At 73.4% G+C, this 24,180-nt stretch carries 18 protein-coding genes, 1 tRNA gene and 6 pseudogenes; 10 read left to right on the top strand and 15 right to left on the bottom strand.

Annotated features, from left to right (window positions below; translation table 11 throughout):
- Nucleotides 1-39 precede the first annotated feature (39 nt).
- Nucleotides 40-801 (top strand): crotonase/enoyl-CoA hydratase family protein, encoded by a 762-nt coding sequence (locus ABGA99_RS19760; RefSeq protein WP_347583086.1) that lies wholly within the window; start codon nucleotides 40-42, stop codon nucleotides 799-801.
- Between the two features lie 17 nt (nucleotides 802-818).
- Here the strand turns inward: ABGA99_RS19760 and ABGA99_RS19765 are convergent, their stop codons facing one another.
- The 4 genes and pseudogenes from ABGA99_RS19765 to ABGA99_RS19780 form a co-directional block, all read right to left on the bottom strand.
- Nucleotides 819-1,865: an acyltransferase domain-containing protein gene (locus ABGA99_RS19765; protein ID WP_347583087.1), complete on the bottom strand. Its 1,047-nt coding sequence runs from the start codon at nucleotides 1,863-1,865 to the stop codon at nucleotides 819-821.
- 12 nt (nucleotides 1,866-1,877) lie between these two features.
- Nucleotides 1,878-3,683, bottom strand: a complete 1,806-nt coding sequence (locus ABGA99_RS19770; RefSeq protein ID WP_347579380.1) for a protein kinase — start codon at nucleotides 3,681-3,683, stop codon at nucleotides 1,878-1,880.
- Nucleotides 3,684-4,123: 440 nt separating this feature from the next.
- Nucleotides 4,124-5,257 (bottom strand): annotated as a pseudogene (locus tag ABGA99_RS19775) (glycosyltransferase); the annotation flags it as partial.
- 281 nt (nucleotides 5,258-5,538) lie between these two features.
- A pseudogene (locus ABGA99_RS19780) lies at nucleotides 5,539-6,417 on the bottom strand (glycosyltransferase); the annotation flags it as partial.
- 199 nt (nucleotides 6,418-6,616) lie between these two features.
- Between ABGA99_RS19780 and ABGA99_RS19785 the strand changes: the two are divergent.
- Nucleotides 6,617-7,711, top strand: a complete 1,095-nt coding sequence (locus tag ABGA99_RS19785) for a hypothetical protein (protein ID WP_347579381.1) — start codon at nucleotides 6,617-6,619, stop codon at nucleotides 7,709-7,711.
- A gap of 298 nt (nucleotides 7,712-8,009) precedes the next feature.
- Here the strand turns inward: ABGA99_RS19785 and ABGA99_RS19790 are convergent, their stop codons facing one another.
- The 3 genes from ABGA99_RS19790 to ABGA99_RS19800 all read right to left on the bottom strand — a co-directional run bounded on the left by ABGA99_RS19790 (nucleotide 8,010) and on the right by ABGA99_RS19800 (nucleotide 11,153).
- Nucleotides 8,010-9,545 carry an ATP-dependent DNA ligase gene (locus tag ABGA99_RS19790; protein WP_347579382.1) on the bottom strand — a complete coding sequence of 512 codons (1,536 nt, stop codon included), beginning with the start codon at nucleotides 9,543-9,545 and terminating at the stop codon, nucleotides 8,010-8,012.
- Nucleotides 9,546-9,644: 99 nt separating this feature from the next.
- Nucleotides 9,645-10,289 carry a hemerythrin domain-containing protein gene (locus tag ABGA99_RS19795; protein ID WP_347583088.1) on the bottom strand — a complete coding sequence of 215 codons (645 nt, stop codon included), beginning with the start codon at nucleotides 10,287-10,289 and terminating at the stop codon, nucleotides 9,645-9,647.
- 3 nt (nucleotides 10,290-10,292) lie between these two features.
- A complete protein-coding gene (locus ABGA99_RS19800) occupies nucleotides 10,293-11,153 on the bottom strand; it encodes an LLM class flavin-dependent oxidoreductase (RefSeq protein WP_347583089.1) in 861 nt (286 codons plus the stop codon).
- Between the two features lie 97 nt (nucleotides 11,154-11,250).
- Here ABGA99_RS19800 and ABGA99_RS19805 point away from each other — a divergent pair, with 97 nt between their 5' ends.
- From ABGA99_RS19805 to ABGA99_RS19820, 4 genes are all read left to right on the top strand, one after another.
- The gene (locus ABGA99_RS19805) at nucleotides 11,251-11,814 is read left to right on the top strand and encodes a MarR family winged helix-turn-helix transcriptional regulator (protein ID WP_347583090.1); all 564 of its coding nucleotides are present in this window, start codon (nucleotides 11,251-11,253) and stop codon (nucleotides 11,812-11,814) included.
- A gap of 133 nt (nucleotides 11,815-11,947) precedes the next feature.
- Nucleotides 11,948-13,066: an oxidoreductase gene (locus ABGA99_RS19810; RefSeq protein ID WP_347583091.1), complete on the top strand. Its 1,119-nt coding sequence runs from the start codon at nucleotides 11,948-11,950 to the stop codon at nucleotides 13,064-13,066.
- 99 nt (nucleotides 13,067-13,165) lie between these two features.
- Nucleotides 13,166-13,951, top strand: a complete 786-nt coding sequence (locus ABGA99_RS19815) for a CPBP family intramembrane glutamic endopeptidase (RefSeq protein WP_347579387.1) — start codon at nucleotides 13,166-13,168, stop codon at nucleotides 13,949-13,951.
- 105 nt (nucleotides 13,952-14,056) lie between these two features.
- Nucleotides 14,057-14,130: transfer RNA gene (locus ABGA99_RS19820), tRNA-Pro, on the top strand.
- Nucleotides 14,131-14,294: 164 nt separating this feature from the next.
- Here ABGA99_RS19820 and ABGA99_RS19825 read toward each other — a convergent pair.
- The 4 genes and pseudogenes from ABGA99_RS19825 to ABGA99_RS19840 all read right to left on the bottom strand — a co-directional run.
- Nucleotides 14,295-14,768: pseudogene (locus tag ABGA99_RS19825) on the bottom strand (tyrosine-type recombinase/integrase); the annotation flags it as partial.
- A 51-nt stretch (nucleotides 14,769-14,819) separates the two neighbouring features.
- A pseudogene (locus ABGA99_RS19830) lies at nucleotides 14,820-15,035 on the bottom strand (helix-turn-helix domain-containing protein); the annotation flags it as partial.
- A gap of 58 nt (nucleotides 15,036-15,093) precedes the next feature.
- Nucleotides 15,094-15,816: an N-acetylmuramoyl-L-alanine amidase gene (locus ABGA99_RS19835; RefSeq protein WP_347579388.1), complete on the bottom strand. Its 723-nt coding sequence runs from the start codon at nucleotides 15,814-15,816 to the stop codon at nucleotides 15,094-15,096.
- A gap of 364 nt (nucleotides 15,817-16,180) precedes the next feature.
- Nucleotides 16,181-17,293: an alcohol dehydrogenase catalytic domain-containing protein gene (locus tag ABGA99_RS19840; protein WP_347579389.1), complete on the bottom strand. Its 1,113-nt coding sequence runs from the start codon at nucleotides 17,291-17,293 to the stop codon at nucleotides 16,181-16,183.
- 225 nt (nucleotides 17,294-17,518) lie between these two features.
- Between ABGA99_RS19840 and ABGA99_RS19845 the strand changes: the two genes are divergently transcribed.
- The 3 genes and pseudogenes from ABGA99_RS19845 to ABGA99_RS19855 all read left to right on the top strand — a co-directional run bounded on the left by ABGA99_RS19845 (nucleotide 17,519) and on the right by ABGA99_RS19855 (nucleotide 18,055).
- Entirely contained in the window at nucleotides 17,519-17,752 is a 234-nt protein-coding gene (locus tag ABGA99_RS19845) for a hypothetical protein (protein ID WP_347579435.1), read from the top strand.
- Nucleotides 17,736-17,816 (top strand): annotated as a pseudogene (locus tag ABGA99_RS19850) (hypothetical protein); the annotation flags it as partial. The gene ABGA99_RS19845 and the pseudogene ABGA99_RS19850, both read left to right, overlap by 17 nt.
- 98 nt (nucleotides 17,817-17,914) lie before the next feature.
- On the top strand, nucleotides 17,915-18,055 hold the full coding sequence (locus ABGA99_RS19855; protein ID WP_347579390.1) for a hypothetical protein: 141 nt from the start codon (nucleotides 17,915-17,917) through the stop codon (nucleotides 18,053-18,055).
- Nucleotides 18,056-18,420: 365 nt separating this feature from the next.
- Here the strand turns inward: ABGA99_RS19855 and ABGA99_RS19860 are convergent, their stop codons facing one another.
- The 3 genes from ABGA99_RS19860 to ABGA99_RS19870 form a co-directional block, all read right to left on the bottom strand.
- The gene (locus ABGA99_RS19860; RefSeq protein WP_347579391.1) at nucleotides 18,421-18,987 is read right to left on the bottom strand and encodes a TetR family transcriptional regulator; all 567 of its coding nucleotides are present in this window, start codon (nucleotides 18,985-18,987) and stop codon (nucleotides 18,421-18,423) included.
- Nucleotides 18,988-18,991: 4 nt separating this feature from the next.
- A complete protein-coding gene (locus ABGA99_RS19865) occupies nucleotides 18,992-20,461 on the bottom strand; it encodes an MFS transporter (protein ID WP_347579392.1) in 1,470 nt (489 codons plus the stop codon).
- 613 nt (nucleotides 20,462-21,074) lie between these two features.
- On the bottom strand, nucleotides 21,075-22,001 hold the full coding sequence (locus ABGA99_RS19870; RefSeq protein WP_347583092.1) for an EamA family transporter: 927 nt from the start codon (nucleotides 21,999-22,001) through the stop codon (nucleotides 21,075-21,077).
- A 39-nt stretch (nucleotides 22,002-22,040) separates the two neighbouring features.
- On the opposite strand from ABGA99_RS19870, the gene ABGA99_RS19875 reads away from it, so the two are divergent.
- A complete protein-coding gene (locus tag ABGA99_RS19875) occupies nucleotides 22,041-22,571 on the top strand; it encodes a MarR family transcriptional regulator (protein WP_347579394.1) in 531 nt (176 codons plus the stop codon).
- Between the two features lie 534 nt (nucleotides 22,572-23,105).
- Here the strand turns inward: ABGA99_RS19875 and ABGA99_RS19880 are convergent.
- Nucleotides 23,106-24,171: pseudogene (locus ABGA99_RS19880) on the bottom strand (transposase); the annotation flags it as partial.
- Nucleotides 24,172-24,180 lie beyond the last annotated feature (9 nt).

Consider the following 24,180-nt stretch of genomic DNA (forward strand, 5'->3'; position numbering starts at 1 on the left):
CCGTACTCCCGCTGCCCTACGCGCTGGTAACGTCCGGCCATGAGCGGACACGTACGCACCGAGCGCTCCGGCCCCGTCACCACCGTCGTCCTCGCCCGCCCCGAGGTCCGCAACGCCGTCGACGGCCCCACCGCCGCCTCACTGGCCGCCGCCTTCCGGGACTTCGACGCCGACCCCGACGCCCGCGTCGCCGTGCTGTGGGGCGAGGGCGGCACGTTCTGCGCGGGCGCCGACCTCAAGGCCGTCGGCACTCCCGCGGGCAACCGCGTCACGCCCGACGGCGACGGCCCCATGGGCCCCACCCGGATGCGCCTGACCAAGCCCGTCATCGCGGCCGTCAGCGGGCACGCGGTCGCCGGCGGGCTGGAACTGGCGCTCTGGTGCGACCTGCGGGTCGCCGAGGAGGACGCGGTGTTCGGCGTCTTCTGCCGCCGCTGGGGCGTGCCGCTGATCGACGGCGGCACCGTACGGCTGCCGCGGCTCATCGGCACCGGCCGCGCCCTCGACCTCGTCCTCACCGGCCGCCCCGTCCCGGCCCCCGAGGCGTACGACATGGGCCTCGCCAACCGGCTCGTACCGCCCGGCCGGTCGCGCGCCGCGGCCGAGGAACTGGCTGCGGAGATCGCCCGGTTCCCGCAGACCTGCCTGCGCGCCGATCGCGCCTCGGTGCTGGAGCAGCACGGCCTGCCGGAGGCCGAGGCGATGGCGGCGGAGCTGCGCCACGGCAGCGCGGCGCTCGGCGAGGCGACGGCCGGGGCCGGGCGCTTCGCCGCGGGGGAGGGGCGGCACGGGGCGTTCTGAGGAGGTACGCGCCTGGCTCAGCCCGGGACCGGGAGCATGAACGACCCGCGCGGCGTGTCCCAGTGCCGGCCCTCCGCGATGTGCGACACGACCGCCCGCTCCAGCGTCGTACGCGCCGGCAGCGCCGCGACGTCCGCGGGCGTACGCACCTCACTCCGGAACACGAACTCGACTATCCCGCGGTCGGACACCGCCAGCCCGTGCTCGTCCGGCTCCGGCACGTCCGCCGGCTCCCGCGGGTCGAGGGTGAACCGGCGCTGGAAGCGCACGATGTTGCTCCCGGCCGGCAGATACTCCGCGAGCTGCGGATCCAGCAGCCACGACCTGCAGTTCAGCCGGAGCGCGCCCACGCCCGCCTCGCCCAGGAACGCGCCGAAGCGGGGCGGGAAGAACTCCGCCGCCCGCGCGTACGACTCCTCGCACGCCCGCGGGTCCAGCGGGCCGCCCTCGGGGATGTGCACCTCCAGCCCGCGGCCGGCGACCGGATCCCGGTCGAGGTTGAACTGCAGCCGGCCGAGCCGGTAGAGGATGCCGCCGTACGGCAGCACCATCCACCACTGCTTGTCCATACCGCCGGTGCCGTGCATCCGCCGGTGGACGCCCACCTTGTTGCCGAGGTCGGCGAGCGTCGCCCAGGACACGTCGTCCGGTACGTCGTGGCGCGCGTGGTACGCCCGCACCTCCGGCAGGGCGGCGAGGAAGGCCGCGGCGTGGAACCAGCGCCCCGCCGCGCCCAGCGCCGCCGGCAGCGTCGGACCGCTGCCGGGACCGCCCCGGTCGTCGCCGACCGACCCCAGCCCGGCGGTCAGCGCGGCGACGGCGCGGTCCAGCAGCCACGCGTACGGCGAGCCGGCGGCGGTCACCTCCGCCAGCGCGGCGGTCAGCTCGGCGTCCTCGTGCTCGGGAACGCCGACCGCGCGCAGCAGCGCGGTCAGCTCCGCGCCCCGCGGCGCACCGGCAGGCGGCGGCGCGGGGTGGGCGGCTGCCAGGGCGTCGGTCCACGGGGCGTACGTGCCGTCGAGGCCGAGCTGGTCCCGTACGGCGGCGGCGTTCAGGTCGGTCACCCCACGATCATCTCAGCACACCGGCAACCCCGGGACGGGGGAGTCGTTGGCGCCGCCCTTGACGTAGACGACGCTGACCCACACGCCGGCGTTGCCCGAGTCGTCGTCGGTCTTGCCCCACCACACGTTCGTCCACTCGCCGGACGTCTCGCGGTAGGCCTTCTTCTCCTGGCAGAAGAAGTAGTTGGTGCCGGCGTTGAGCGTGCCGACCGGGCGGTGCGCCGAGTCGTAGGACGAGGCGGTACGCCACACCTCGCAGTTGTACTTCCCGCCGCCGATGGGCGTGCACGACGGGTCGGGGGCCGAGCCGCCGCCGGTGGCGTCGCCGCCCGACGTACTGCCGCCGCCTGCGTCGCCGCCACCGCTTCCGCCGCTGCTCCCGCCGTCCGAGCCGGCACCGCCGCCGGATCCGTCGCCCGCGCCGTCGCCGCCACCGCCGTCCGTACCGCCGGTGCCGGCGCCCGTGGCGCCTTCCTCTTCGGCGGGGGAGTCGTTGTCGTCCGCGGCCGGCTCGTCCACCTCGCCCCCGCCCTTCTCGTCCCCGCCGTCCTTCTCGCCTTTTCCGCCCTTTTCGCCCTCGCCGTCCTGCTTCTTGTCCTCGCCGTCCGTCCCGGGCGACGGCGAGACGACCTCGGCGGCGGGCTCCTCGGTCTCCTCGCTCGCGGCCGGCTCGCCGTCGTCTCCGCCGGCGAGCGCGTACGTCACGCCGCCGCCGGCGATCAGCACCGCGGCGGCGGCGACCGGCACCCAGCGGCGCCCGCCACGGCGCCGCTGCGGCGCAGTCTGCTCGGCGGTACGGGACTCGGTGCCCGGCGGCCCGAGCTGCGGCGGGCCGAACTGCCCCTGCGCAGCGGCGTGCCCGGCGCTCGCCAGACCGGCCGGTGGCCCGTACGCGCCGGGCGGCGGCGCCGCCGGCACCCGGCCCAGCCGCACCGTGTCCGGCCCCTGCGCCGCCGCCGGCCCCGCGGTCCCGGCGATCGGCTCCAGCAGGGCGCGCGCCCGGTCGACGTCGGCGCGCTCGCCCGGGTCCTTGGCCATCAGCGCCTGCAGCACGGGCGCGAGCGGCCCGGCCCGCCGCGGCTCCGGCAGCGGGTCCACGATGATCGCCGTGATCGTCGACCACGTCGACGTACGGCGGAACGGCGAGATGCCCTCCACCGCCGCGTACAGCGTGGCGCCCAGCGACCACAGGTCGGAGGGCGGCCCCGGCTGCTCGCCGCGCGCCCGCTCCGGCGCCAGGTAGTCGAGCGAGCCGACGAGCTCGCCGCTGCGCGTCAGATGCGTGCTGTTGCCGTCGGCCGGCTCCTCCATGGCGGCGATGCCGAAGTCGGTGAGCACGACCCGGCCGCCGCGCTCCAGCAGGATGTTGCCCGGCTTCACGTCCCGGTGCAGCACCCCCGCGCGGTGCGCGGCGCCGAGCGCGTCGGCCACCTTCAGTCCGATCTGCGCGGCCTCGGCCGGCGTGACGCCGCCGCGCTCGCGCAGCACGTCGTCGAGCGACGGGCCGTCGACCAGCTCCATCACGATGACGGGCCGGCCGTCGTGCTCCGTCACGTCGTGCACGGCGACGACGCCCGGATGCCGCACCCGCGCCGCGGCGCGCGCCTCCCGTTCCGTACGCAGCCTCATCTCGGCGAGGTCGCGCGCGTCCGAATCGCTGAACGCCCGCAGTTCCTTGACCGCGACCTCGCGCCCCAGCCGCTCGTCGACAGCCCGCCACACGGTGCCCATGCCCCCGCGTCCGAGCTGCGTCACCACCCGGTAGCGCCCGGCGAGTATCCGCCCAGGCGCTTCCGCCCCGTTGTCCCCCAGTTGCATGCTCTGCCCCGTATCACGTGTCCAAGAAGTGGCAGCTTACGTCCCGCGGGGCGGCAGGGACGGGTGACTGGTCAGTAGTACCCGAAGACGTCGACCGCGTCCGTGGAGGCGGAGCGGTCGAGGAGGGGGACGGGCGGTTGGGGCCCGGCCCCCGCCGGCCGCGGGTGGTCTCAGCCGGCGAGGGGCCGGAGACCGTCGAGCGGTACGGGGACGTCGAAGGCGGCGCGGGCGGCCTCGGCGTCCGCTGCCGGATCCCGGGGGTCGCTCGCGGAGGCACACGAGGCGTGCGTGGTGACCGCGGCCGGGATGACCGCCCCGCGTGCGTCGCGCGAGACCGGCGTACGGGGCGCGCCACCCGCGCCGGTGGTGCGGTCGGCGGCCGCCGGGGCCGGCACGTTTCCCGCACGCCCCGTGGGGAGCGGCGCGCCGGGTGCGGCCCGTAGCGGCGACGGAGCATCGTGAGCCGCGAGGAACGCGGCCGTCGCCGCCGACCACGTATATCCCTCCGCGCGCCGGCGCGCCGCCGCGCGCCGCTCGTCCTCCGGGCGCGCGAGCAGCCGCTGCACCCCGTCCGCGTACGCCCGGCCCGTGTCCTTCGCGACCGTGCCCGCCGTGCCGACGAGGGCCGGCAGCGCGGAGCGGGCGCTGACGACCACCGGGGTGCCCGCGGCCAGTGCCTCCAGCGCGGACAGCCCGAACGTCTCCGCCGGCCCGGGGGCCAGCACCACGTCGGCGGTGGCCTGCAGCCCGGCCAGCGCCGGGGCGTGCGAGACCTGCCCCAGGAACGTCACCGGCAGCCGCTCCGCGCGCGCCCGCTGCCGCAGCCCTCGCAGCAGCGGCCCGTCGCCCGCGACCACCAGCCGCGCGGGCACACCCCGCCCGCGCAGCACCGCGAGCGCGTCCAGGGCGCGGCCCGGCCGCTTCTCCGGGTGCAGCCGCGAGCACAGCAGCAGCAGTACGGTGCCCGGCTCCGGTGCGTACCGCGCGCGCAGCAGGGTGCTGCGCCGGTCCGGGTGGCAGCGCTCCAGATCGACGCCGAGCGGGGCCCGGACGACGTTCCGCGCGCCGACCCGCTCGAACTCCCGCGCCGCCCAGTCCGTCGTGCACACGACGCGGCGGTAGGCGTACGCGGTGCGGACGTTGAGCAGGTCGGCGGCCCGGCGGGCCGCGCTCCCAGGGGCGCCCCAGACGGCGAGCAGGCCATCCACGCTCTCGTGCGACACCATCACCGCGGGCACCCGCGCCCGGCGCGCCCAGCCGCCGGTCCAGCGCAGGGTGGTGCGGTCGGAGACCTCCAGCCGGTCCGGGGCGAGCGCGGCGAGCAGCCGCTCCACACGGCGCCGGTCGGCGAGCACCCGGTAGCCGCCGGCGCCGGGCACGCGCGGCCCGGGCAGGGTGATGACGCGGCCCTGCTCCTCACGGGCGTCCGCGTACCGGGCACCGGGGACGATGAGGACGGGCTCGTGGCCCGCCGCCCGGTAGCCGGCGCCGAGTTCGCGCAGGGCGGTGCGGAGGCCGCCGGAGACGGGGGTGACGAAGTTCGCGAGGCGCAATATGCGCAGGGGCCGGCTCACGGGGTGCCGCCCGCGCCGGAGGCGGTGTCACCGCGCGGGGTGGGGTGCGCGGTGTCGCCGAGAGGGGCGAGGAGGGCGCCGGGCCGGGGATCCGGTGCTGCGGGGCGGGGGCGCCGGAGGCGTACGGGCCGTCGCCCGGCTCCGGTTGCGGTCGGGGCCGCGGAGTTCCTCCGGCGGGGCCGGGGCGGCAGCGGGATGTCGCGCCGTCCGGTGGCCGGGGCGGAGACCGCCGGGGCCGTGGCGGGCTGCGGGAATGCCCGGCGTCGTGCCCGGGTGGCGGTTTCCGCCAGGACCTCGCCGTAGTGCTCCAGGAGTTCGTCGCCGATACGTTCCCAGCTCCGCCGCTCCACCGCCGAGTGGGCCGCCGTGCCGTAGCGGGTCCGCAGCGCCGGGTCGCGGAGCCGGTTCACCGCGGCGCGTACCGCCTCCGCGTCGTGCGGCGGCACCAGCAGGCCCGTACGTTCGTGTGCGACCAGGTCCAGCGGGCCGCCGGACGCCGGGGCGACGACCGGGACACCGCAGGCCATCGCCTCCTGCACCGTCTGGCAGAAGGTCTCGTACGGTCCCGTGTGCACGAAGACGTCGAGCGAGGCGAACAGCCGCGCCAGCGCGGCGCCGGTGAGGCGGCCGGTGAAGTGCGCGCCCGGCAGGGCGGCACGCAGCGCGGCCTCGCTGGGACCGTCGCCGGTCACGACGACCCGTACGCCGTGCTCCGCGCACACCTCGCGCAGCAGGGCGACGTGCTTCTCCGGAGCCAGCCGGCCCACGTGGCCGACGAGCAGTTCGCCGCCCGGGGCGAGTTCGCGGCGCAGCGCCTCGTCGCGGTGGCCCGGGTGGAAGCGCCGCGCGTCGACGCCGCGGGCCCACAGGCGTACCCGCGGGACGCCGTGCGGGGCGAGCACCGGGGCAAGGCGCCGGGTGGGGAGGGCGACGCGGACCTGGTGGTAGCCGGGCAGGGGGACGGAGGGGATGCGTACGACAGGGCAGGGGACGTCCAGGTCCGTACCCCACGACGGCGCGTCGTCGGCGGCGGGTGCCTCCGGCGCGATCACGAGCGGGTCGTGGCCCCGGCGCACCAGGTGCCGCGCGGTCTGCAGGGCGCAGTGGGCGACGCCGTTGACGTCGGGCGGGAAGGACTCGGAGACGAGGGCGAGACGCATACCGAAGGTGTGACCGGTCCGGGCGAGGCCCCGACCACGTGGATCTTTACCGGTGGGGAACACCCGATGGCAACCCTGCCGCCGGCCGTCCGGCGCGTTCCGGGACGTCCCGCTTGTTTGCGTTCTGGTGCAATCCCCGGCTCCCGTGCGCCGCGCCGGGTGATCCTGCCCTGACGACCGGAACACAGGGGGACAGCAGATGAACTCGTGGCAGTACCGCACGCTTCTGGGCGTCGCCGCGCTGGCGGCGCCCTTCGTCCTGGCGTCGCCGGCGCCCGCCTCCGGGCCCGCGGACGCCGCGGGTGCGGGCCCGACGACGGCCGCCGCGCAGGCGGTGGCGAACAACGACCCGTCGTTCCTCCAGGTCTACGACGCCAACGTGGAGAACCTGCCGACCACGACGGAGTCCTGCCCCGGCGACTGGCACGACCTCATGTACTACATGCGGCTCCAGGAATACCGGCCGGACATCTACCTCGTCCAGCAGATCAGCAACCGCGAGCAGCTCGACCTGCTGCTGACGCGGATGGAGGAGCACTTCGGCGAGAGCTACGCCGGCGTCCTCGCCGAGGACGCCCCCAAGTCGGTCGACAACGGCTGCGCCGGGAAGAAGCTGCAGACCAACGGCGTCATCTGGCGCACCGACCGGCTCTCGCTGAAAACGTCGGCCTCCCCGGACAACCGGTGGCAGGCGCAGCGCGAGACCCCTCTCGGCTCGACGAACTGCGAGAACAACGACCAGCCGCGGACCAAGGGCGTCAAGGCCCTCCTCCTCGACAAGCGCTCCGGCAAGACCGTCACCGCCGCCTCCTTCCACTGGCCGCGGCAGTCGTACGGCGGCACGTACTGCAACGTCTCCAACGCCGCGGAGCTGAGCAACGAACTGACCGAGGACGGCTACGGCGTCGCCGACCTCTTCATCGCCGGCGGCGACGCCAACCACTCCGCCAGTACCACCAACGGCCAGGACAACTGGACCACCTGGTACAAGGCCGCCAACGGCGACATCGGCGGCGCCCACCGGTTCCGTGACGCCGTCTACGCCGGCTGCGCCGACGCGGGCGGCTCGATCCCGGACTGCCTGGCCGACAAGTGGACGCTCCACACGACGACGCCGCGCCGCATCGACTTCCTCCTCGCCCGCAACCCGAGCGGCGCGCCGCCGCGCACGAGCCACCCGGTCGTGCCGACCTTCGACGAGGGCGACGCGGCCGACCTGGAGCTGACCGGCAGCGACAACCAGGACATGGACTACTCCGACCACCGGGCGGTAGGGGCACAAATCCACTACTGACCGCGATCCGCCCCGGGCAGGGGACACGCGCCGGCGCTTGCTGCGGGCCGGCGCGCGTGGCCGGGGCCTGCCGGAGCCGGGCTCTCCCGGCTCCGGTACGGGGCCGGGGTCGGCGGTCGCGCGGGCCGCTGCCCCCGGCTCCGCACACCCGTCGGCTCCGCAACGCCCGCCCCGCGCCACCGCTCGGCGCGGGGCCGTGCGCGGCGGGGCCGGCGGGCCGTACCGGTTGAAGTGCTGTGGGTGGCGGCCCGTGCCAGGCCCATACGACAGGGGAGCACCGCCCCGCACGCCGCCGCGCTCAGCGCAGGAGTTCCAGGACCGACGCCACCGTGTCCGCCTCCGCCGCCGTCTTGTCGTCCCGGTACCGCACCACGCGCGCGAACCGCAGCGTCACACCTTCCGGATAGCGCGGCGAGCGCTGCACCCCGTCGAACGCGACCTCCACCACCAGATCCGGCCGCACCACCACCCCCCAGTCCTTCTGCGCCACCGCCAGCTCCTGCAGCCGCTCCGTCTGCCATGCCAGCAGCGCGTCCGTCATCCCCTTGAACGTCTTGCCGAGCATCGCGAACGAGCCGTCCTCGCGCCGCGCGCCCAGATGCAGGTTGGACAGCAGGCCCGTACGCCGCCCGTGGCCCCACTCCGCCGCCAGCACCACCAGATCCAGCGTGTGCACCGGCTTGACCTTCAGCCAGGCCGCGCCGCGGCGGCCCGCGCTGTACTCCGAGTCCAGCGCCTTGAGGACGACGCCCTCGTGGCCCCGCGCCAGCGTCGCCGCGGCGAACTCCCGCGCCGCCGCGCGCTGTGCCGCGTCCTCGGGGTCGCCGACCTCGATCCGGCGCACGCGGCGCGGCTCCGGCGTGATCCGGGCCAGCTCGGCGTGGCGCTGGCGCATCGGCGCGGTCAGCAGGTCGCGGCCGTCGACGGCGAGCAGGTCGAAGAAGACCGGGTACACCGGCAGCGTCTGCTGCCTGCCCGCCACGTCGACCCGGGAGCCCACGCGGCCGGCGACCTCCTGGAACGGCCGGGGGTCTCCGCCCTCCCCGAGGGCGATCACCTCGCCGTCGAGCACGGCCTCCGCCGACGTCAGCTCGCGGGCGGCGGCGACGACCTCGGGGAGCCTGGCGGTGATCTCGTCGAGCGTGCGGGTGTAGATCCGTACGTCGTCGCCGTCCCGGTGCACCTGGACCCGGATGCCGTCGAGCTTCTCCTCCACGGCGCACGGCCCGAGCCGGCCGATCGCCTCGTCCACGTCCTTCGCGGACTGGGCCAGCATCGGCTGGACGGGACTGCCGACCGACAGCCTGAAGTCCGCCAGCGCCTCCGGGCCGCGGGCGAGCACCGCCTCGGCGACCGTGCCCACGGAACCGGCGAGCATCACCGCGCGCCGCACCCGCGCCGGGTCGGCCTCCACCGCGGCCGCCAGGCCCTCGGCCGCGAGCGCCTCCAGCGCGCCCTGCCGCAGTTCGCCGCCGATCAGCCCGGCGAGGAAGCGCTGCTCCTCGGTCGTGGCGGCGCCCAGCAGTTCGTGCAGCAGCCGGCGCCGCTCGGCCTGGGCGCCCTTGCCGGAGACGGCGGCGATGGCGTCGAACGCGTCGTGCACCTCCCGCACGGTCAGCTCCGGCTGCCGCGCGGCCACGGGCGCGTCCTTGAGCGCGCTCCAGCCCACGCCGGTCCTGCGCTGCGGCAGCCGCCCCGCCAGATACGTGACCACCAGGGGCGCGTCGGCGGGCTCGGCCTCGCGGAAGAGCGCGGCGAGCAGCGCGGTCTTCTCCGAGCGGGCCCGGGTGGCGGCGATCTCCCGCGAGGTACGGGCGAGGTCGGCGAACAGCATGCCCCCATCGTCACCCACCCCGCTGACATCCGCCCCGCGACGGGCGCGGGGACGGCCGGAAGGGGAGCCCCGGCCGGGACAGGTCTGGGCCGCGGCCGGTCAGCCGCCGGCCATGAACCGGCCCAGCGGCGCCACCAGCTCGTCCTCCTCGTACGACAGGTGCGACAGCAGCGCCTCCGCGAGGAGGTCGACCGCACCGCGCAGCTCCGCCGTCCCCTCGGGGCCGGCGACGAAGGCGACCAGCGCGCGGTCGACGCGCTCCAGGACATCGTGGATGACGAGGTGCTCCTCCGACAGCCGGTCGAGTACGGGTGCGAGCCGCGGGTCGAACCGGCGCAGCTCCGGGAACAACCGCCGGTCCTCGGTGGTGTGGTGGAGGGTGACGAACCGGCAGTAGGCGGCGCAGTGGGCGCCGAGGGACCAGTTGTTCTGCCGCAGGGTCATCGTCGCGATGTGCGACCGGGCGGTGGAGGCGGTGAGGGCGCCGTCGGCCACCTGGAGGACCAGCTCGCGCAGCCGCGCCAGCTCGCCGCGTACGTGGTCGTGGACCTCGACGAGGTGGTGGCCCGCGGAGACGTCCTCGCCGGGGCGGGGCGTACGCGCCTCCGGCACGGTGGGGCGGGTGCTCTCGTTCCAGAGCGCTGCTCTCGAAGTGGACGGGCGCTCCCGGTCCGCCGTCCGGTGGTACGCGCCTCCGCCACCCCGCTGCGCCGGCACCCGGGTGCCCTCCCGCTCGTCGTGCACCGGTCAGGCCCCGGGGTGACGCGACTCGGCGACCAGCTCGCGCACGGCCGGCGCGACCTCGCCGAGGAAGCGCTCGATCTGCTGCGGCTCGCCGGTCATGATCAGGAAGGTGCTCGTGCCGTACGTGAGCGCGAACTCCGCGAGCTGGTCGGCCGGGTGCTCCTCCCCGAGGTTGAGCAGCCGCCGCACGTCCTGGGGCGTCCGGCCCGCCGCCACCGCCGCCTCGTCGATCACGGCGTTGCCGTCGGCGAGGGCGGCGGGCGAGTCGAAGTACGGCAGCGACGGCAGCCACCCGTCCGCCGCGCGGCCCACGAGGCGCAGCATCCGCGGCTTGTAAGCGCCGAGCCAGATCTGCATGTCGTGCGCCGGCCGCGGCCCGCGCTTGGCGCCCTGCACCCGGTAGTGCTGCCCGTCGAAGCGGATGCCGCCGCGGATGTCGGTGTCCCAGGTGTCGCGGATGATCCGGATTCCCTCGTCCAGTGCCTCGACGGCCTCGCCCGGCGTGCGCCGCGGCCCGCCGAGCGCGGCGATGGCGTCCCAGAACCCGCCGGCGCCGAGCGCCAGCTCGAACCGGCCGCCGCTGAGCAGGTCCAGGCTCGCAGCGCTGCGTGCCAGCAGGGCCGGCGGGCGCAGGGGGAGCGGGTGGACGTTGCCGGACAGGGTGACCGACTCCGTGCGGGCGGCGACGTAGGAGAGCAGCGTCCAGGTGTCGAGGAACGCGGGCTGGTACGGGTGGTCCTGGAAGGTGACCAGGTCGGCGCCCGCGCGCTCGGAGAGCTGCGCGAGGGCGACGGTCGCCTCCGGGTCCCGGCTGGAGGGGATGAGGTTGATGCCGAAGCGGAGATCGTGGCCGTAGTCGGGCATGGCGCGTCCTCAGCGGAGGGAAATTGGTTCGTGCTGCGAACCAGATTATTTCGTGCCACGAACTAGTGTCAAACTGGGCGTGTCCCCGGGAGGTGTCATGACGAGCGAACAGACGGCGCGGACGGCGGCACCGGCCTCTGCGTCGACGGCGACGGCGACGGCCATGGCCACGGCGGAGCGCGCGGAGCCGGCGGCATCGGCCGTCGACGCCGGCGCGGCCGGGCTGGCGAGCGCGCTGGTACGGCTCACGCACACCCTGCAGCACGTCCTCGCCGAGGCCGGCCGCGGGCACGGCCTCACCCCGCAGCAGGTCCAGTTGCTGTGCGCGCTCAGCAGCGGCGCGGTGGGGATGAGCGAGCTGAGCCGCTGGCTGCGTCTGGGCAAGTCGGGGCTGACCGGCCTGGTGGACCGCGTCGAACGGCGGGGCCTGGTGGCCCGGACCCCGGACGCCGACGACGGCCGCGCCTGCCGGATCGCGCTGACGGCGGCGGGGGAGGAACTGGCGGGCCGCGCGCACGCCGAGGTGACGGCCCGGATCGCCGCCATGGCCGCGGGGGTGGCCGCCGGCGAACGCGCCGCGCTGACGGCCGCCGTGAACAGCCTCCTCGACAACGCCCCGTGCCAGTCCCCGTCACCGGAGGCGTGGCCGGAGCAGGCGTGAGTCCGGCCCGTACGGGCTCCGTGGGAACTCCGTACGGGCTCCGTACGAGACCGACGGAGACCCGGCGGCGAGCCCGCGCGGGCCGTCGCGGCACCCTCGTCAAGCGGTGCGGCGGCTGCTACCTTCCTCCGCCATGACGCTGCGGGGAACTCTCAGTCGTACAGCCGTCGCCTGCCTCGGCGCGACGGCGCTCGCCGCCGGCCTCGGCCTCACCGGCGGCCCGGCGCACGCCGACACGGACACCGGCACCGGTACCGACCGCACGCCGGCCGGCCGGTATCTGCCCGGCTGGGAGCTGAAGGACACCGGCAGCAAGGCGCGGCTGCGCGGGCTGTCGGCGGTCAGCCGCGACACCGCGTGGGCCTCCGGCTCCGGCGGCACGGTGCTGCGTACGGCGGACGGCGGCCGGAGCTGGCAGGACGTGTCGCCGCCGGGCACCGAGGCGCTGGAGTTCCGCGACATCGAGGCGCTGGGCCGGCGCAGCGCGGTCGTCCTGTCCATCGGGCCGGGCGAGGACTCCCGCATCTACCGCACCGACGACGCCGGCGCGACCTGGACCGAGACCTTCCGCAACGACCACCCCGGCGCCTTCTACGACTGCGTCACGTTCTTCGCCGGCGGGCGCGACGGACTCGCGCTGAGCGACCCGGTGGACGGCCGGTTCCGCATCCTCTCGACGTCCGACGGCGGCCGGTCCTGGAAGGTGCTGCCCGACGACGGCATGCCGCCGGCGCAGCAGGGCGACGCGGCGTTCGCGGCGAGCGGGCAGTGCCTGGTGAGCGCGGGTCGCTCGGACGCCTGGTTCGCCACCGGCGGCGGCGCGACGGCGCGCGTCCTGCACTCCGCCGACCGCGGTCGTACGTGGACGGAGGCCGAGTCCGGCATCCCGGCCGGCGACCCGGCGCGGGGCGTCTTCGCCCTCGCCTTCCGCGACGCCCGCCACGGTCTCGCGGTGGGCGGCGACTTCCAGCCCGGCAACCCGTCGCCGGACGCGGCGGCCCGTACCGGCGACGGCGGCGCGAGCTGGACGGATGCGGCCAAGCCGCCGCCCGGCTACCGCTCGGGCGTGACCTGGCTGCCGCACAGCCGCACGGCGGCCCTGGCCGTGGGCCAGACGGGCTCGGACGTCACCTTCGACGCAGGGCGCACCTGGCACGGCTTCGACTCCGGTTCGTACGACACAGTCGACTGCACCGCCGACCTCGGCTGCTGGGCGGCGGGGGAGCAGGGCAGGGTGGCGCGCCTGGAGTAGCGGCGGGGGACTTCGGGACCTAAGACCGTGGTCCCGCCCCGGGCCCGTCCCTACGGTTGACCCGTCCCCGCACGGTGCCGACCGCTGGAGCTCGCCCGCGTGACCACCCGCACAGCAGCGCTCATACGCCGCCTGGACCTCGATCCGGGGGTGCTGCGGGTGCTGTCGGTGACCTTCCTGTGGGTGGCGCTGACGTGCACCGCGATGCTGATCCCCATCAGCCTCACGTTGCTCCCCGGCTACGAGGCGTGGAAGTTCACCACCCACGACATCGGCCCGGCCCTCGGCCTGGCCGCCGCCTTCACCCTCGCCGCCGCCTTCCTCGCCGGCTCCCGCGCGTCCGTGAAAGCCGCCGCCGCCCGCCTGATCACAGCGCTGGGCCTACGCCCCGGCACCGCCCGTACGGCCGCCGTGAGCCTGGCCGCCGGCCTCGGCGCGGGCGCCCTGTGCCTGGCCGCCGCCGAACTCCTCGTCCGTATCCCCGCCCTGTCGTCCACCCCCGCGTCGGAGGACCCCCGCCACACCGCCGTGGCCGGCACCTCCACCACCGTCCACCTGCTCGACGGCGCCCTCTCAGCCCCCCTCCACGAGGAACTCCTCTTCCGCGCCCCTCTCCTGCTCCTCCTGACCTTCCTCGCCACCCCCGGAGCCCGCGAGACGATCCCGGCCCCCTTCCTGCGCCGCACCACCTTCACCGCCGCCGCAACCCTCTCCGCCCTCGTCTTCACCGCAGGCCACGAGCTGGGCGGCCCCGTCAACCTGATCTTCGCCGCCTTCCTGGCAGCGGTCACCACGTCCCTGCTCCTCTGGCGCCGCTCACTCGTCCCCTGCATCGTCGCCCACACCGTCCACAACACCGCGATCACGGCCCTCTGGCTCTTCTGACCCCGGGAGACGGGCGGGGTAATCGGCTTTGCAGGACCAGGGGGTGGATGCGGTATGGTTCTCGTGCGCGATCGGCCGGGGCGAAACCCCAGGTCGTCCGGGCACCGGGACGTGGCGCAGTTTGGTAGCGCACTTGACTGGGGGTCAAGGGGTCGTGGGTTCAAATCCCGCCGTCCCGACGGTGCTGAAGAGGCCCTTTGAGCGGGAGAAATCCCAGATCAGAGGGCCTTTCGCGATTCACTGACATGCCGCCGGTCTGACGCTTCGTCAGGCCCTTGGGGACCACTTGGGGACCACGGATCGGGAAGAACCCCTGATCAGAGCGTTTTCTTGGGGACCAAGATCACTTCTGATCTCGCAGCGAATTGTGTGGTTCCTGCAAGGCCCGGAGTGTGGCCGCGAGCCCCTTCGAGGCGGGCGGCGCACCCGACAGGTGGGCACTGAGTGACTGCCCCGCCCGCGTCAGGGCCTGGAGGTCGGGATGCAGGTAGCGCTGGGTGGTCAGCAGTGAGCCGTGCCCGGCGAGGATCCGCAGCACGTGCAGGGGGACCCCGGCGTCGGCCATCCATGTGAGGCGGATGTAGCGGAGATCGTGCCGGCGGAGATGCTCGTAGCCGAGCTTGGTGACCACGTCGTCCCAGTGGGTGGCATCCCGCAGCACGGCGGTGGTGATCCGGCCGCCCCGCGGCCGGGTGAACAGCCGGGCATCCGGATCGGAGCCGGCGGTCAGGAGGCGCTGGGCCACCATGGGGCGCACCTCCTCGATCAGCGGGACGCGTCCGGCCATCTTTCCTTTGGTGCCCTTGTCGTCCGTGATCTTCCGCGGGGCCCCCGAACGCGGCTTGTCCACCAAGCTCTCCAGACGGTCGGCGACGAACCGCGCCCGCCACTTGCGCACCGTCTCCCGCGAGACCCCCAACTCTTCCGCCACCTGAGCATTCGGCCGACCCTGCGCGCACGCCAGCACGATCCTCGACCGCAACACAAGCGCCTGAGACGCCGTCTGCTTCCTCAACCAGCCCCGCAGCACCCTGCGTTCGTGATCGGACAACTCCAGCACCAGCGGCTTCGGACCAGGCGTCACCCCACCCTGTAACCGCTAACGAACTTCCGACTCAGGGGCATTAGTTCGTCGCGACTGGTCAGCGTTGGCGCTCGACTGATGTCGGCTCGGTATCCGGCCGGAAGGTGGGGTGTGCATCCCGGAAGTGGTCGTACGCCACCTGTACCGCGGCGAGGACCTCGTCGTAGATCTGGTCCATGAACGGGCCGGCGCAGACGGTCGCACGCCAGTGGTGGTGGTAGAAGAGGTTACTCCTGCTGGGGCGTTCACCGATCACCTTGGCGAAGAGCCAGCCGGCAAGACGCGCGGCGTTCTTCCAGGTGGCCTCGCCGACCGTCCAGTTGGGCGCCAGCGTTGCGTTCGCCATTTCGATGCTGATCGAGCTTTGGTTGCCGGCCGTGTTGCCGAGGGCCCAGGCGTACTCGTTCACCTTGACGTACTGAGCGACGGCGCCGGCGGCGTCCACGTCGAAATGAGCCGAAGCCGGACGTACCTTCCAGACGTCGAGCACACCCTGGTGCGAAAGCCGGCCAGCGTTGTGGTGCAGCGTGACCGACGTCTTCCGGTACGACTTGTGGGTGACGTGGCCCGTCGCGCTGAGCTCGTCGATGAAGTCTGCGACCGGACGGTCGTAAGGGATGGTGGCGGTCGCTTGAGAGCCGGCCTCCGCGTCGTCCTCGGCGAAGCCGATGAAGTCGCTCTCCGGAAGGTCGTCAAGGTTGTCGGTGCTGGGTCCATCGCAGGTGTCGGGCCTCTCGATGGCCGCCTTCACGTCCTCACCGTAGACGTTCTTCTCGGGCATGACGCCGTCCTTTCAGTTGCGCAACTTCGCGTGACCGATGGTCCGGGGCCGGACTGGGAAGAGATGCGGCACGATGGCCGAGCCTGTTCAGGCACGGCCCATCAGGAGTGCTCCGGGAGGGCCGCCTGGTGCTTGATCCGGGACAGCCGGATCGTGGCGTCGTCTGCCTACTCCGGCCCTTCCACGACCGAGGCCAGGAGGTTGGCGGCGAGTACGTCGACGCCGCGCGCCGTATCCGCGAACCGGCCCACGGGGACCCCATGGCGGTCGAGCGGGACACCGTCGTGCCTCGGTGACCCGCGACGGCTGCCGGCGGTCCGCGCTGTTGAGCGAGTGATGAGTGTCGATCCGGTCAGTGACCGTCTCACCGGCGGGCATACCGGCACTTGACGAACCGCCGTCGTCGGTGTGGGTGTGGTCGATGAACGTGAACGCAAGTCTGGTTGCGAAGCGGACTTCTGAGAGGCCGTTCAGCGCGTCTGATTCCAGGTTCGCCCCGTATGCAAAACCTGTCAATTCGGTCGGGACGTGCGTCCGCGTTGCGCAGCGCCTCCGGCCGCACACCACCCACTTCAGCGGTTCCGATAGCGGCCGCCCTGGCCGTCCGGGCGAGGTGCTGGCCCCCTGGGACTGGAGCCCTGCCCCCATAGCGCGCCGCTGCCTCGTGGTCGCCGTAGGAGATCTCGGGGCCGCGGCGCTGGCGATAGGAGTGCTGCTCGGTTTTGGTGGGCACCGTGTGCTCCCAGTCGCCGCTGGCGTTGCCCACGAGCAGCATCCGTCCCATCTGGGCCGGCACGCTCAGGCTGTCCGTCCGGACCTGGCCGCCGACCGGGTCCACGACGACGTCGAAGCAGCGGTCGCCGAGCGCCTCGGTGACGTCGTCGGCGGCGAGAACCTCGTCGTAGGGCAAGGCCGAGGCCCACGCGCGCTCCACCGAGGAGCCGCGCACCGTGCCGGTCACGCCGGCGACGCCCAGGGTGCGGGCCAGGCCCGGAAAGGCCGACGCCAGGCCGGCCAGCGCGCCGTGCACCAGCACGTGTTCGCCCGGCTTGAGGTGTGCCACCTCGGGCAGCGCCAGGTAGGCGGTCGCGGCGTTGGGTACGGCCGCGAGCGCGGGGTCGACGCCGGCTCCCTCCAGGCCGTCGAGGCTCGTGGTCATCGCGGCGTCCGCGACCGCGAGGGAGGCGTAGCCTCCCTCCGCCCCGGTGCCCGACAGGGTCACCACCGGTTCGCCGGCTCTCAGGCCCTCCACTCCCTCGCCCAGCGCGCGGACGGTGCCGGCCACTTCCAGGCCAGGCACGTACGGCAGCCCCGCCTGGCCCTCGTACAGGCCCTGTCTGAGGTAGACGTCGATCAGCCCCACCGCGGCGTGGGTGACGTCGATGGTGACCTGGCCGGGGCCGGGCACGGGGCCGGGAAGTTCGGTCGGCTCGAAGGTGTCGGGTGAGCCGGAATCCGTGACGACGGCGGCGTACATACAGGTCTTCGGGATCTCGATGGGATTTTACGCAATCTAATTGCGTAAAATCCGGCTACTACCGTCCCGTCCTTAACGCATCTAGCATGCGTTGATTTAGGCTCATGCACAGTCGCGCACGGTCCCCGGAGGCCAAGCTCCGCCGTTCCGAGGATCTCCTCGACGCCGCGCGTGCCCTCGCGACCGCCCGCCCGCGGGGGGATACGGCACGTGACGCTCTCGGCCGTGACGGGGGCCGCCGGCCTGCTCCCGTCCGCCGTACGGCGCTACTTCGCCAGCAAGGAAGAGCTGCTGCTGGAGCTGGCGGTACGCGGGTGGGACCAGTGGCGCGACCGCCTCACCGACCCCCTGGCGGGCGTCCGGAACCTGACCCGCCGAGTCCGCCGCCGCCGTGGCCACGACCCTCACCGCCCAGCCCCTCTTCTGCGACCTGCTCACCCACGTGCCGCTCAGCCTTGAGGGCGACGTCGACATCGAGCGGGCCCGTCGCTTCAAGACCAACTCTTTTTCTGCCTACGACGGCATCGTCGACGCCCTCACCACCTCCTCCGGCACCCTCACGACCCCACAGGCCCAGGAGCAGGTCGCGCGACGCTCGGACTCACCGCGCACTTGTGGCAGGTGTCCCACCCGACACCGACCCTCGCCGAGCTCTACGCCCAGAACCCCCGCTGGGGGCACGTCGCCCTCGACTTCGAACCGCGACTCACCCGGTTGCTGGAGGCCGTCGCCGTCGGACTCACGGTGAGGGACGGCGACTGAACACGACGGGTCCGGTGCCACGGCTGGGGGAATCGCCTGCCTTCTGGTCCGATCCGGGTCCCGCCGGTCCTCCTTCGTACCGGCCACCCGCCGATCCGGCGGCCGTCCTCGAAGGCTTCCTGCGGCTGCCGGGGGTGATGGGCAGCCGACTCGCTGGACTCGACCAGACGCGATTGGCCACGAGGTACCGGGATCTGCTGGCTCACCGGCGTGTACTCACCGTGCTCGACAACGCGGCCGACGAGGACCAGGTGCGCCCGCTGCTGGCGGAGAGACCCGGTCTCGCGTGCGATCTGGGGAGCTCCGGCGACGGGCGCGAGGCAAGGCTGTGCTGGTCCGGCTGGAACGCTGCCCGTCTGACAGCGTCATGGTGTCAGCAGCATCTGCACCGTCGGGGCGAACCGCCGCACCACGTCCTCGATCACCCCCGCGCGCAGCTCGGGGCCGCGCGCGATCCCGTACATCACGCCCAGGCCCACCAGCTGGGCCACGGCCAGCTCGGCACGCAACCCGGCGTCGGGGCCGGCCAGGCGGAGGGCGAGATGATCCACCACCTGGGTACGGAAGTTCACCCGCAGGACATCGCCGTCCTGGCCGTGCAGCGGAGCGAATGCGATCCGCAGGAGCGGGTCGACACCCCGTTCGCGCTGGCCTTCGAGGATGTGCCGGACCATGTGGGCACCCAGCTCACCGAGGGGGGCATCGAGCAGAGCACTGGCGTCGGTTTCGAAGGACATGACTCCGGCGAACAGGGCGTTCTTGTTGCCGAAGTACTTCACGATCAGCGGTGGGCTCACCCCGGCGCGGTCGGCAACGTCCTTCAGGGTGATGTCGGCGTGCGGGCGCCGGGCCAGCAGGTACCGGGCCGCGCGGAGGATGGCGAGCTTGCTCGTCTCGGCGTCCCGCCGGGGGGCGGGTGCGGGGGTACTCATGCCCTTACGCTCCCTTCTCGGTCCTCTCCGGGGCGGCGGCGGGGGCCCTGCGGCGTGTCTGGCGCGGCGGTTTGGCCGCCGCCGCGTCGCGCGGGATGACCAGGGCCGCGGCGCATGCCACGAGGGCGATTACGCCGGCCATGGTGAATGTCAGCAGGTAGCCGTGCAGCGTGGCGACTTGGGCACCGCCGACTTCACTGGTGTGGTGTACCAGGATGGCTGCGACGGCGGCGCTGGACGTGGCCTGGCCGATCGTGCGCATCAGAACGTTGACGCCATTGGCGGAGGCCGTCTGCTCCGCCGGGACGGCGCGCAGGATCAGGGTGGGGAGCGCCGAGTAGGCCAGGGTGGTGCCGGTCGAGACCACCGTTGCACCCGCGATGATCATCCACAGATCGCGGCTGTCGGCGATGCGCACCGCATAGCCGCAGGCGATGACGGCAGCGCCCAGCGCCAGGGTGACGCGCGGCCCGCGGGCCTCGGAGATCCGGGCGGAGACAGGCGAGAACAGGAGCATGGTGATACCGCCGGGCAGCAGGCACAGGCCGGTGGCGACGATGGACAGTTCGAGCCCGTAGCCGGTGGCCTCCGGCGCCTGCACCAGCTGGGCCGTCACCAGGGTGTTGGCGTAGAACGCGAAGCCGGTGAGCAGGGCGGTCACATGCGGCAGGCCGACCCGCGGCCGTGTTGCGAGTCGCAGATCCACCAGTGGTGCCTTCGCGCGCAGCTGATGCCACGACCACAGGGCCAGGACCACCACGGCGGCGAGGAAGAGGACGAGGATGCGGCCGCTGGTCCAGCCCCACTGCCCGCCCTGGGACACGCCCAGCAGCAGGCACACCAGACCAGCGGCGAGCCCCAGGGTACCGACGACGTCGAAGCGGCCCGGCTCGCGGACCGGCGACTCCCGTACCGCCCAGGCGACGGCTGCGACCCCCAGGGCGCCCAGGGCGCTGGTCAGCCAGAACATCACATGCCAGTCGGCGTACTGGATCACCAGGGCAGCCAGCGGCAGGCCGAGGGCGGCACCGATCCCGACGGTGGAGCTCATCATCGCGACGGCCGATCCGCGGCGCTCCGGCGCCAGTTCGTCGCGCAGGATGCTGATCGACAGCGGTACCACGGCAGCCGCCGCACCCTGGAGCGCACGGGCCGTGATGATCACGGTGATATCGGAGGAGACCGCGCACATCACCGACCCGACCGTCATCAGCGTCAGCGCCGAGATGAGCACCCGCTTCTTGCCGTACATGTCGCCGGCCCGGCCGAGCACCGGAGTGAGTACGGCGCCGGCGAGCAGTGTCGCGGTCACCGTCCAGGACACCGTTCCGGCCGAGGCGCCGGTAAGCCTCGGCAGGTCCGGAAGGAGCGGTACGACGACGGTCTGCATGACCGCCATCAGGATCCCGCCGAAGGCCAGTGACGGGATGGTGAACCGACCCCGCAGGCCGGGTATCGGGGCGGGTTCCGTCATTTACGCGCTCTCCGGCGAGTCGACACGATACGGTGAATTTCCATTCACCGTATCAGGTGAATGGGAATTCACCTATGCGGAACCAAAGTATCCAGTTCGCCGGTAACCCCAAGTCGTGCTCCCACACCTACGAGACCGCCGACCTTCCGGCCGAGGTCCACGAGGAGCGGGGAGCCGTACTCAACGAAGGCGTTGGGGCCGCCGATGTGCGTCTCCCGCGGGGGAACGGCGGCTGTGAGGACCGGTGCCGACGGTCAAGTGCACCGATGCCGGGGCCGGTCCATGGTCAGATGGGCTCTGCGGTCATCCGGTGTTCGAGGGGCAGACCGTCCCGACACGCGGGCCTGTCCGCGAGGCGATCTCGAAGTGTCGGCCGGTGGGTGGCTCCCGAAGAGGTCGCCTGTGTGGGTGCCGCCTCACTGGACGAGATCGCTCGCGCCCGCCGGTGTCGGCAACGCGACGCTCCGCCGACACTTCCCGAGGCGTCAAGCGCTGATCGCGGCCGTGTACGACGACCGGTTGCGCCGAGTACGTGCGGCCGCCGGGGAAACCTGCACCAACCAGCCGGCGTTCGAGGCGCTGAAGACCTGACTGCGCCTGGTCGTCGACCACATCAACCGCCTGCTGTCCTTGATCCTGGAGGGCATGCAGAGGTGGCCCGCGGTGCGTCGGCTGTCCGCTCTCGCTCCGCTCGGCGTGTGGCGGGACGGGCGAGGGTCACACTCGCCAAGGTCAGTGCCAGCCCCGCTAGTTGGCGTCCGGTCAGCATCTCGCCCGCGACCGCGGTGCCCAGCAGTACGCCGGTGACCGGGTTGAGCAGGCCGACCAGGCCGACGGTCGCCGCCGGCAGCCGGCGCAGGCCGGCGAACCAGGCGGCGAAGGCCAGCGCTGTGGCGACGAGGGCGACGTAGCCGAAACCGAGCAGTGCCGGAGCATCGAGCGCCGGTGGCCGGCCCTCGAAGGCCGCGGCCGCCGGGAGCAGGATCAGGCCGCCGGCCACAAGCTGCCATGCCGTCGTGGCCAGGGTGTCGGTGCCGTCGCTCCAGCGTTTGGCGAGGAGGTAGCCGCACGAGGACATCGCCATGGCGCTCGCCGATGCGAGGACGCCGACGGGATCGATCGACGCGCTCGCGGTCAGCAGCATGACGCACACGCCGGCCGTGCCCGCCACAGCCGCTGCCAGATGGCGTGCCCGCGGCGGCTCGCGGACCAGGGGCCAGGCCAGCACCGTCATCACTAGTGGGGCGGTGGCCATGACGGTCGAGGCCACGCTGGTCGGCAGGCGCTGCGCGGCCACGTAGACGAGGGCGAAGAACCCGCCCATGTTCAGCACACCGAGCACCAGGGCCCGCCACCACCAGGAGCCGCGCGGGAGCGCCCGGCGCACGGCGAGCAGCAGTAGCCCGGCAGGCAGGGCCCGTATCGCCGCGCCGTACAGCGGTCGTTCGGGCGGCAGGAACTCCCCGGTGACGTAGTACGTCGTGCCCCACGCCACCGGTGCGATCGCCGTGATCGCCGACCAGCGCAAGGTAGCTTCCATGGAAGCGAATATACCTTCCCTGGAAGCTAGTGCGCTAGCATGGCCCTTGTGGAGGAGAACAGCGCAGCGCCCCTGGACCATGTCGCCAGGATCCAGGCCGAGTGGGCTCGGGAGCGCCCGGACCTGGACGTCACCCCGCAGGCGGTGATCGGCCGGCTGCACCGGCTGGGTGCCCTGCTGACCCGGCGGCTGTGCCTCGTCTACGACCAGTACGGGCTGAGCGAGGGCGAGTTCGACGTGCTGGCGGCCTTGCGGCGGGCGGGGGACCCGTACGAGCGGGCGCCCGGCGAGCTGGCTGCGCACACCATGGTGACAACGGGCGCGATGACCAAGCGGATCGACCGTCTGGAACGCAACGGGCTGGTCACCCGGCGCCGCTCGGCGAGCGACGGCCGCGGCCGCGTGGTTGCCCTCACATCGGCCGGTCGCAAGCTGATCGACCGGGCCTTCACGGACCACATGCGCAACGAGCGCGGCCTCCTCGACGCAGTCTCCCCCGAGGAGGCGGCCCAGCTGCGGACCCTCCTGACCACGTGGCTGGCCCGTTTGGAGCAGTTGGACGGGACTTGACCATCGCGGGGCAGCCGAGTTGGAGCTGCGCACCCTCCTCGGCGCCGGGCTGGCCACGTCCACTTCCAGGATCATGGCCGCCGTGCGGCAGGCCTGGAGGTGACGGTCACCGACATCGACCGTCTCGACGTGGACCTCGGCTGAGGCCGGGCGGCGCGGTTGGTGACGGATGCGCTGTGCGACGGAAGGTACCAGCGGGCGATGTTCTCGCGGTCGGCCGGGTCGGGAACGGCTGTGCGGAGCCCTGCGTACTGGAGGCGCCGCACGGGGCGTTGTACGGCGCCGGCGACGTCGGAAGGCCACGCTTGCTCTGCATGGCAGCGTCGAAAAGGCGTCGAGGTTGAGCGGGGCGCGGTGCTCACGTCTCACGAGCGGCATACGGCCGCGGGCAACTCGGCCGACTGCTCGTTGAGGTCGCCGTGTCGGCGGCTGAGGTTGGGTAGGGCGAGGGCCCGAGTGTCGTCTCGGGGTGGCGCCGGGTTCCACTGCTCCGGGTATTGAGGTGGCGTCGAAGGACGGGGGATCCGTCGGTCGGCCGGTGTCCGGCAGTTGGGCGAGCCGGTCGGGGGCGGTGGTGATGTGGCTGGTGAGGGGCCAGTGGCGGGCCAGGCGGAGGATCCGTCGGCGGCCGGTGGTCACGAGTTGTTCCGCCGCGGTGAACAGGTGGAGCCGCAGGCGGCGGGGTTCCCCGCGTCTGGCCTTGCCGGACAGTGCGAGCATCGGCATCCAGGCCAGCAGGTCGAGCGCGATCTGCCCGATCTCCAGCCAGATGCGGTTCTGGGCGGTTGCGTGCAGGGGACGGTTTCTCAGGCCGGTGGCGCGGGCGGCGCGGATGCGGTCCTCGGCCCTCGCCCGCAGCCGGTGACGGAGTTCGAGTTCGGCGATCGGCCGGTCGGCGGTGCTGGCGAAGCAGGTCAGCCGCATGCCGTCCGCGTCGGTGAACCTCAACTGGGCTCCGGGGTGGGGACGTTCCTTTCTTGCGATCAGCCGCATTCCTTGGGCCAGCCGGCAGGACGTCGCCGGTGAGCTCGGCGACTTTGGCGCCATCGCGGATCTCGCCGTCCGACTCGACGGCCGGAGTCCAGGCAGTGGCCGGAATCTTCAGCACGTGCTCGCGGATCGCATCGGTGATCACCATGCCGACTGAGTAGGACAGCCATCCTCCGCGCCGGGCGAGCCAGGCGACGAAGTCATGGGTGCCGCCCGCGGAGTCGGTGCGGATCAGGGTCTGCCGACCGCGCCGGTAGTGCTTTCGGGAGCTGAGCCAGGGCCAGTTGGACGGCGGTGATGTGGTTCGTTTCCAGGTCGCAGCGGCGTCCTCTTTGTCCGAGTGCGCGATCAGCAGCACCCCGTCGAGGTCAACAGTCACCGCCCCGTCCCCGCTTGCGCACCGTCTCCCGCGAGACCCCCAACTCTTCCGCCACCTGAGCATTCGGCCGACCCTGCGCGCACGCCAGCGACGATCCTCGACCGCAACACAAGCGCCTGAGACTCCGTCTGCTTCCTCAACCAGCCCCGCAGCACCCTGCGTTCGTGATCGGACAACTCCAGCACCAGCGGCTTCGGACCAGGCATCACCCCACCCCGCAACCGCTAACGAACTTCCGAC

Origin of the sequence: Streptomyces sp. B5E4, assembly GCF_039871555.1 — a bacterium.
In the GTDB taxonomy this organism is placed as follows: Bacteria; Actinomycetota; Actinomycetes; order Streptomycetales; family Streptomycetaceae; genus Streptomyces.

Coding starts and splice junctions, on each gene's coding strand:
- ABGA99_RS19760 (WP_347583086.1), top strand. CDS start 40: ATGAGCGGACACGTACGCACCGAGCGCTCCGGCCCCGTCACCACCGTC.
- ABGA99_RS19770 (WP_347579380.1), bottom strand. CDS start 3,683: ATGCAACTGGGGGACAACGGGGCGGAAGCGCCTGGGCGGATACTCGCC.
- ABGA99_RS19785 (WP_347579381.1), top strand. CDS start 6,617: ATGAACTCGTGGCAGTACCGCACGCTTCTGGGCGTCGCCGCGCTGGCG.
- ABGA99_RS19790 (WP_347579382.1), bottom strand. CDS start 9,545: ATGCTGTTCGCCGACCTCGCCCGTACCTCGCGGGAGATCGCCGCCACC.
- ABGA99_RS19800 (WP_347583089.1), bottom strand. CDS start 11,153: ATGCCCGACTACGGCCACGATCTCCGCTTCGGCATCAACCTCATCCCC.
- ABGA99_RS19805 (WP_347583090.1), top strand. CDS start 11,251: ATGACGAGCGAACAGACGGCGCGGACGGCGGCACCGGCCTCTGCGTCG.
- ABGA99_RS19810 (WP_347583091.1), top strand. CDS start 11,948: ATGACGCTGCGGGGAACTCTCAGTCGTACAGCCGTCGCCTGCCTCGGC.
- ABGA99_RS19835 (WP_347579388.1), bottom strand. CDS start 15,816: ATGCCCGAGAAGAACGTCTACGGTGAGGACGTGAAGGCGGCCATCGAG.
- ABGA99_RS19840 (WP_347579389.1), bottom strand. CDS start 17,293: ATGTACGCCGCCGTCGTCACGGATTCCGGCTCACCCGACACCTTCGAG.
- ABGA99_RS19860 (WP_347579391.1), bottom strand. CDS start 18,987: ATGAGTACCCCCGCACCCGCCCCCCGGCGGGACGCCGAGACGAGCAAG.
- ABGA99_RS19865 (WP_347579392.1), bottom strand. CDS start 20,461: ATGACGGAACCCGCCCCGATACCCGGCCTGCGGGGTCGGTTCACCATC.
- ABGA99_RS19870 (WP_347583092.1), bottom strand. CDS start 22,001: ATGGAAGCTACCTTGCGCTGGTCGGCGATCACGGCGATCGCACCGGTG.
- ABGA99_RS19875 (WP_347579394.1), top strand. CDS start 22,041: ATGGCCCTTGTGGAGGAGAACAGCGCAGCGCCCCTGGACCATGTCGCC.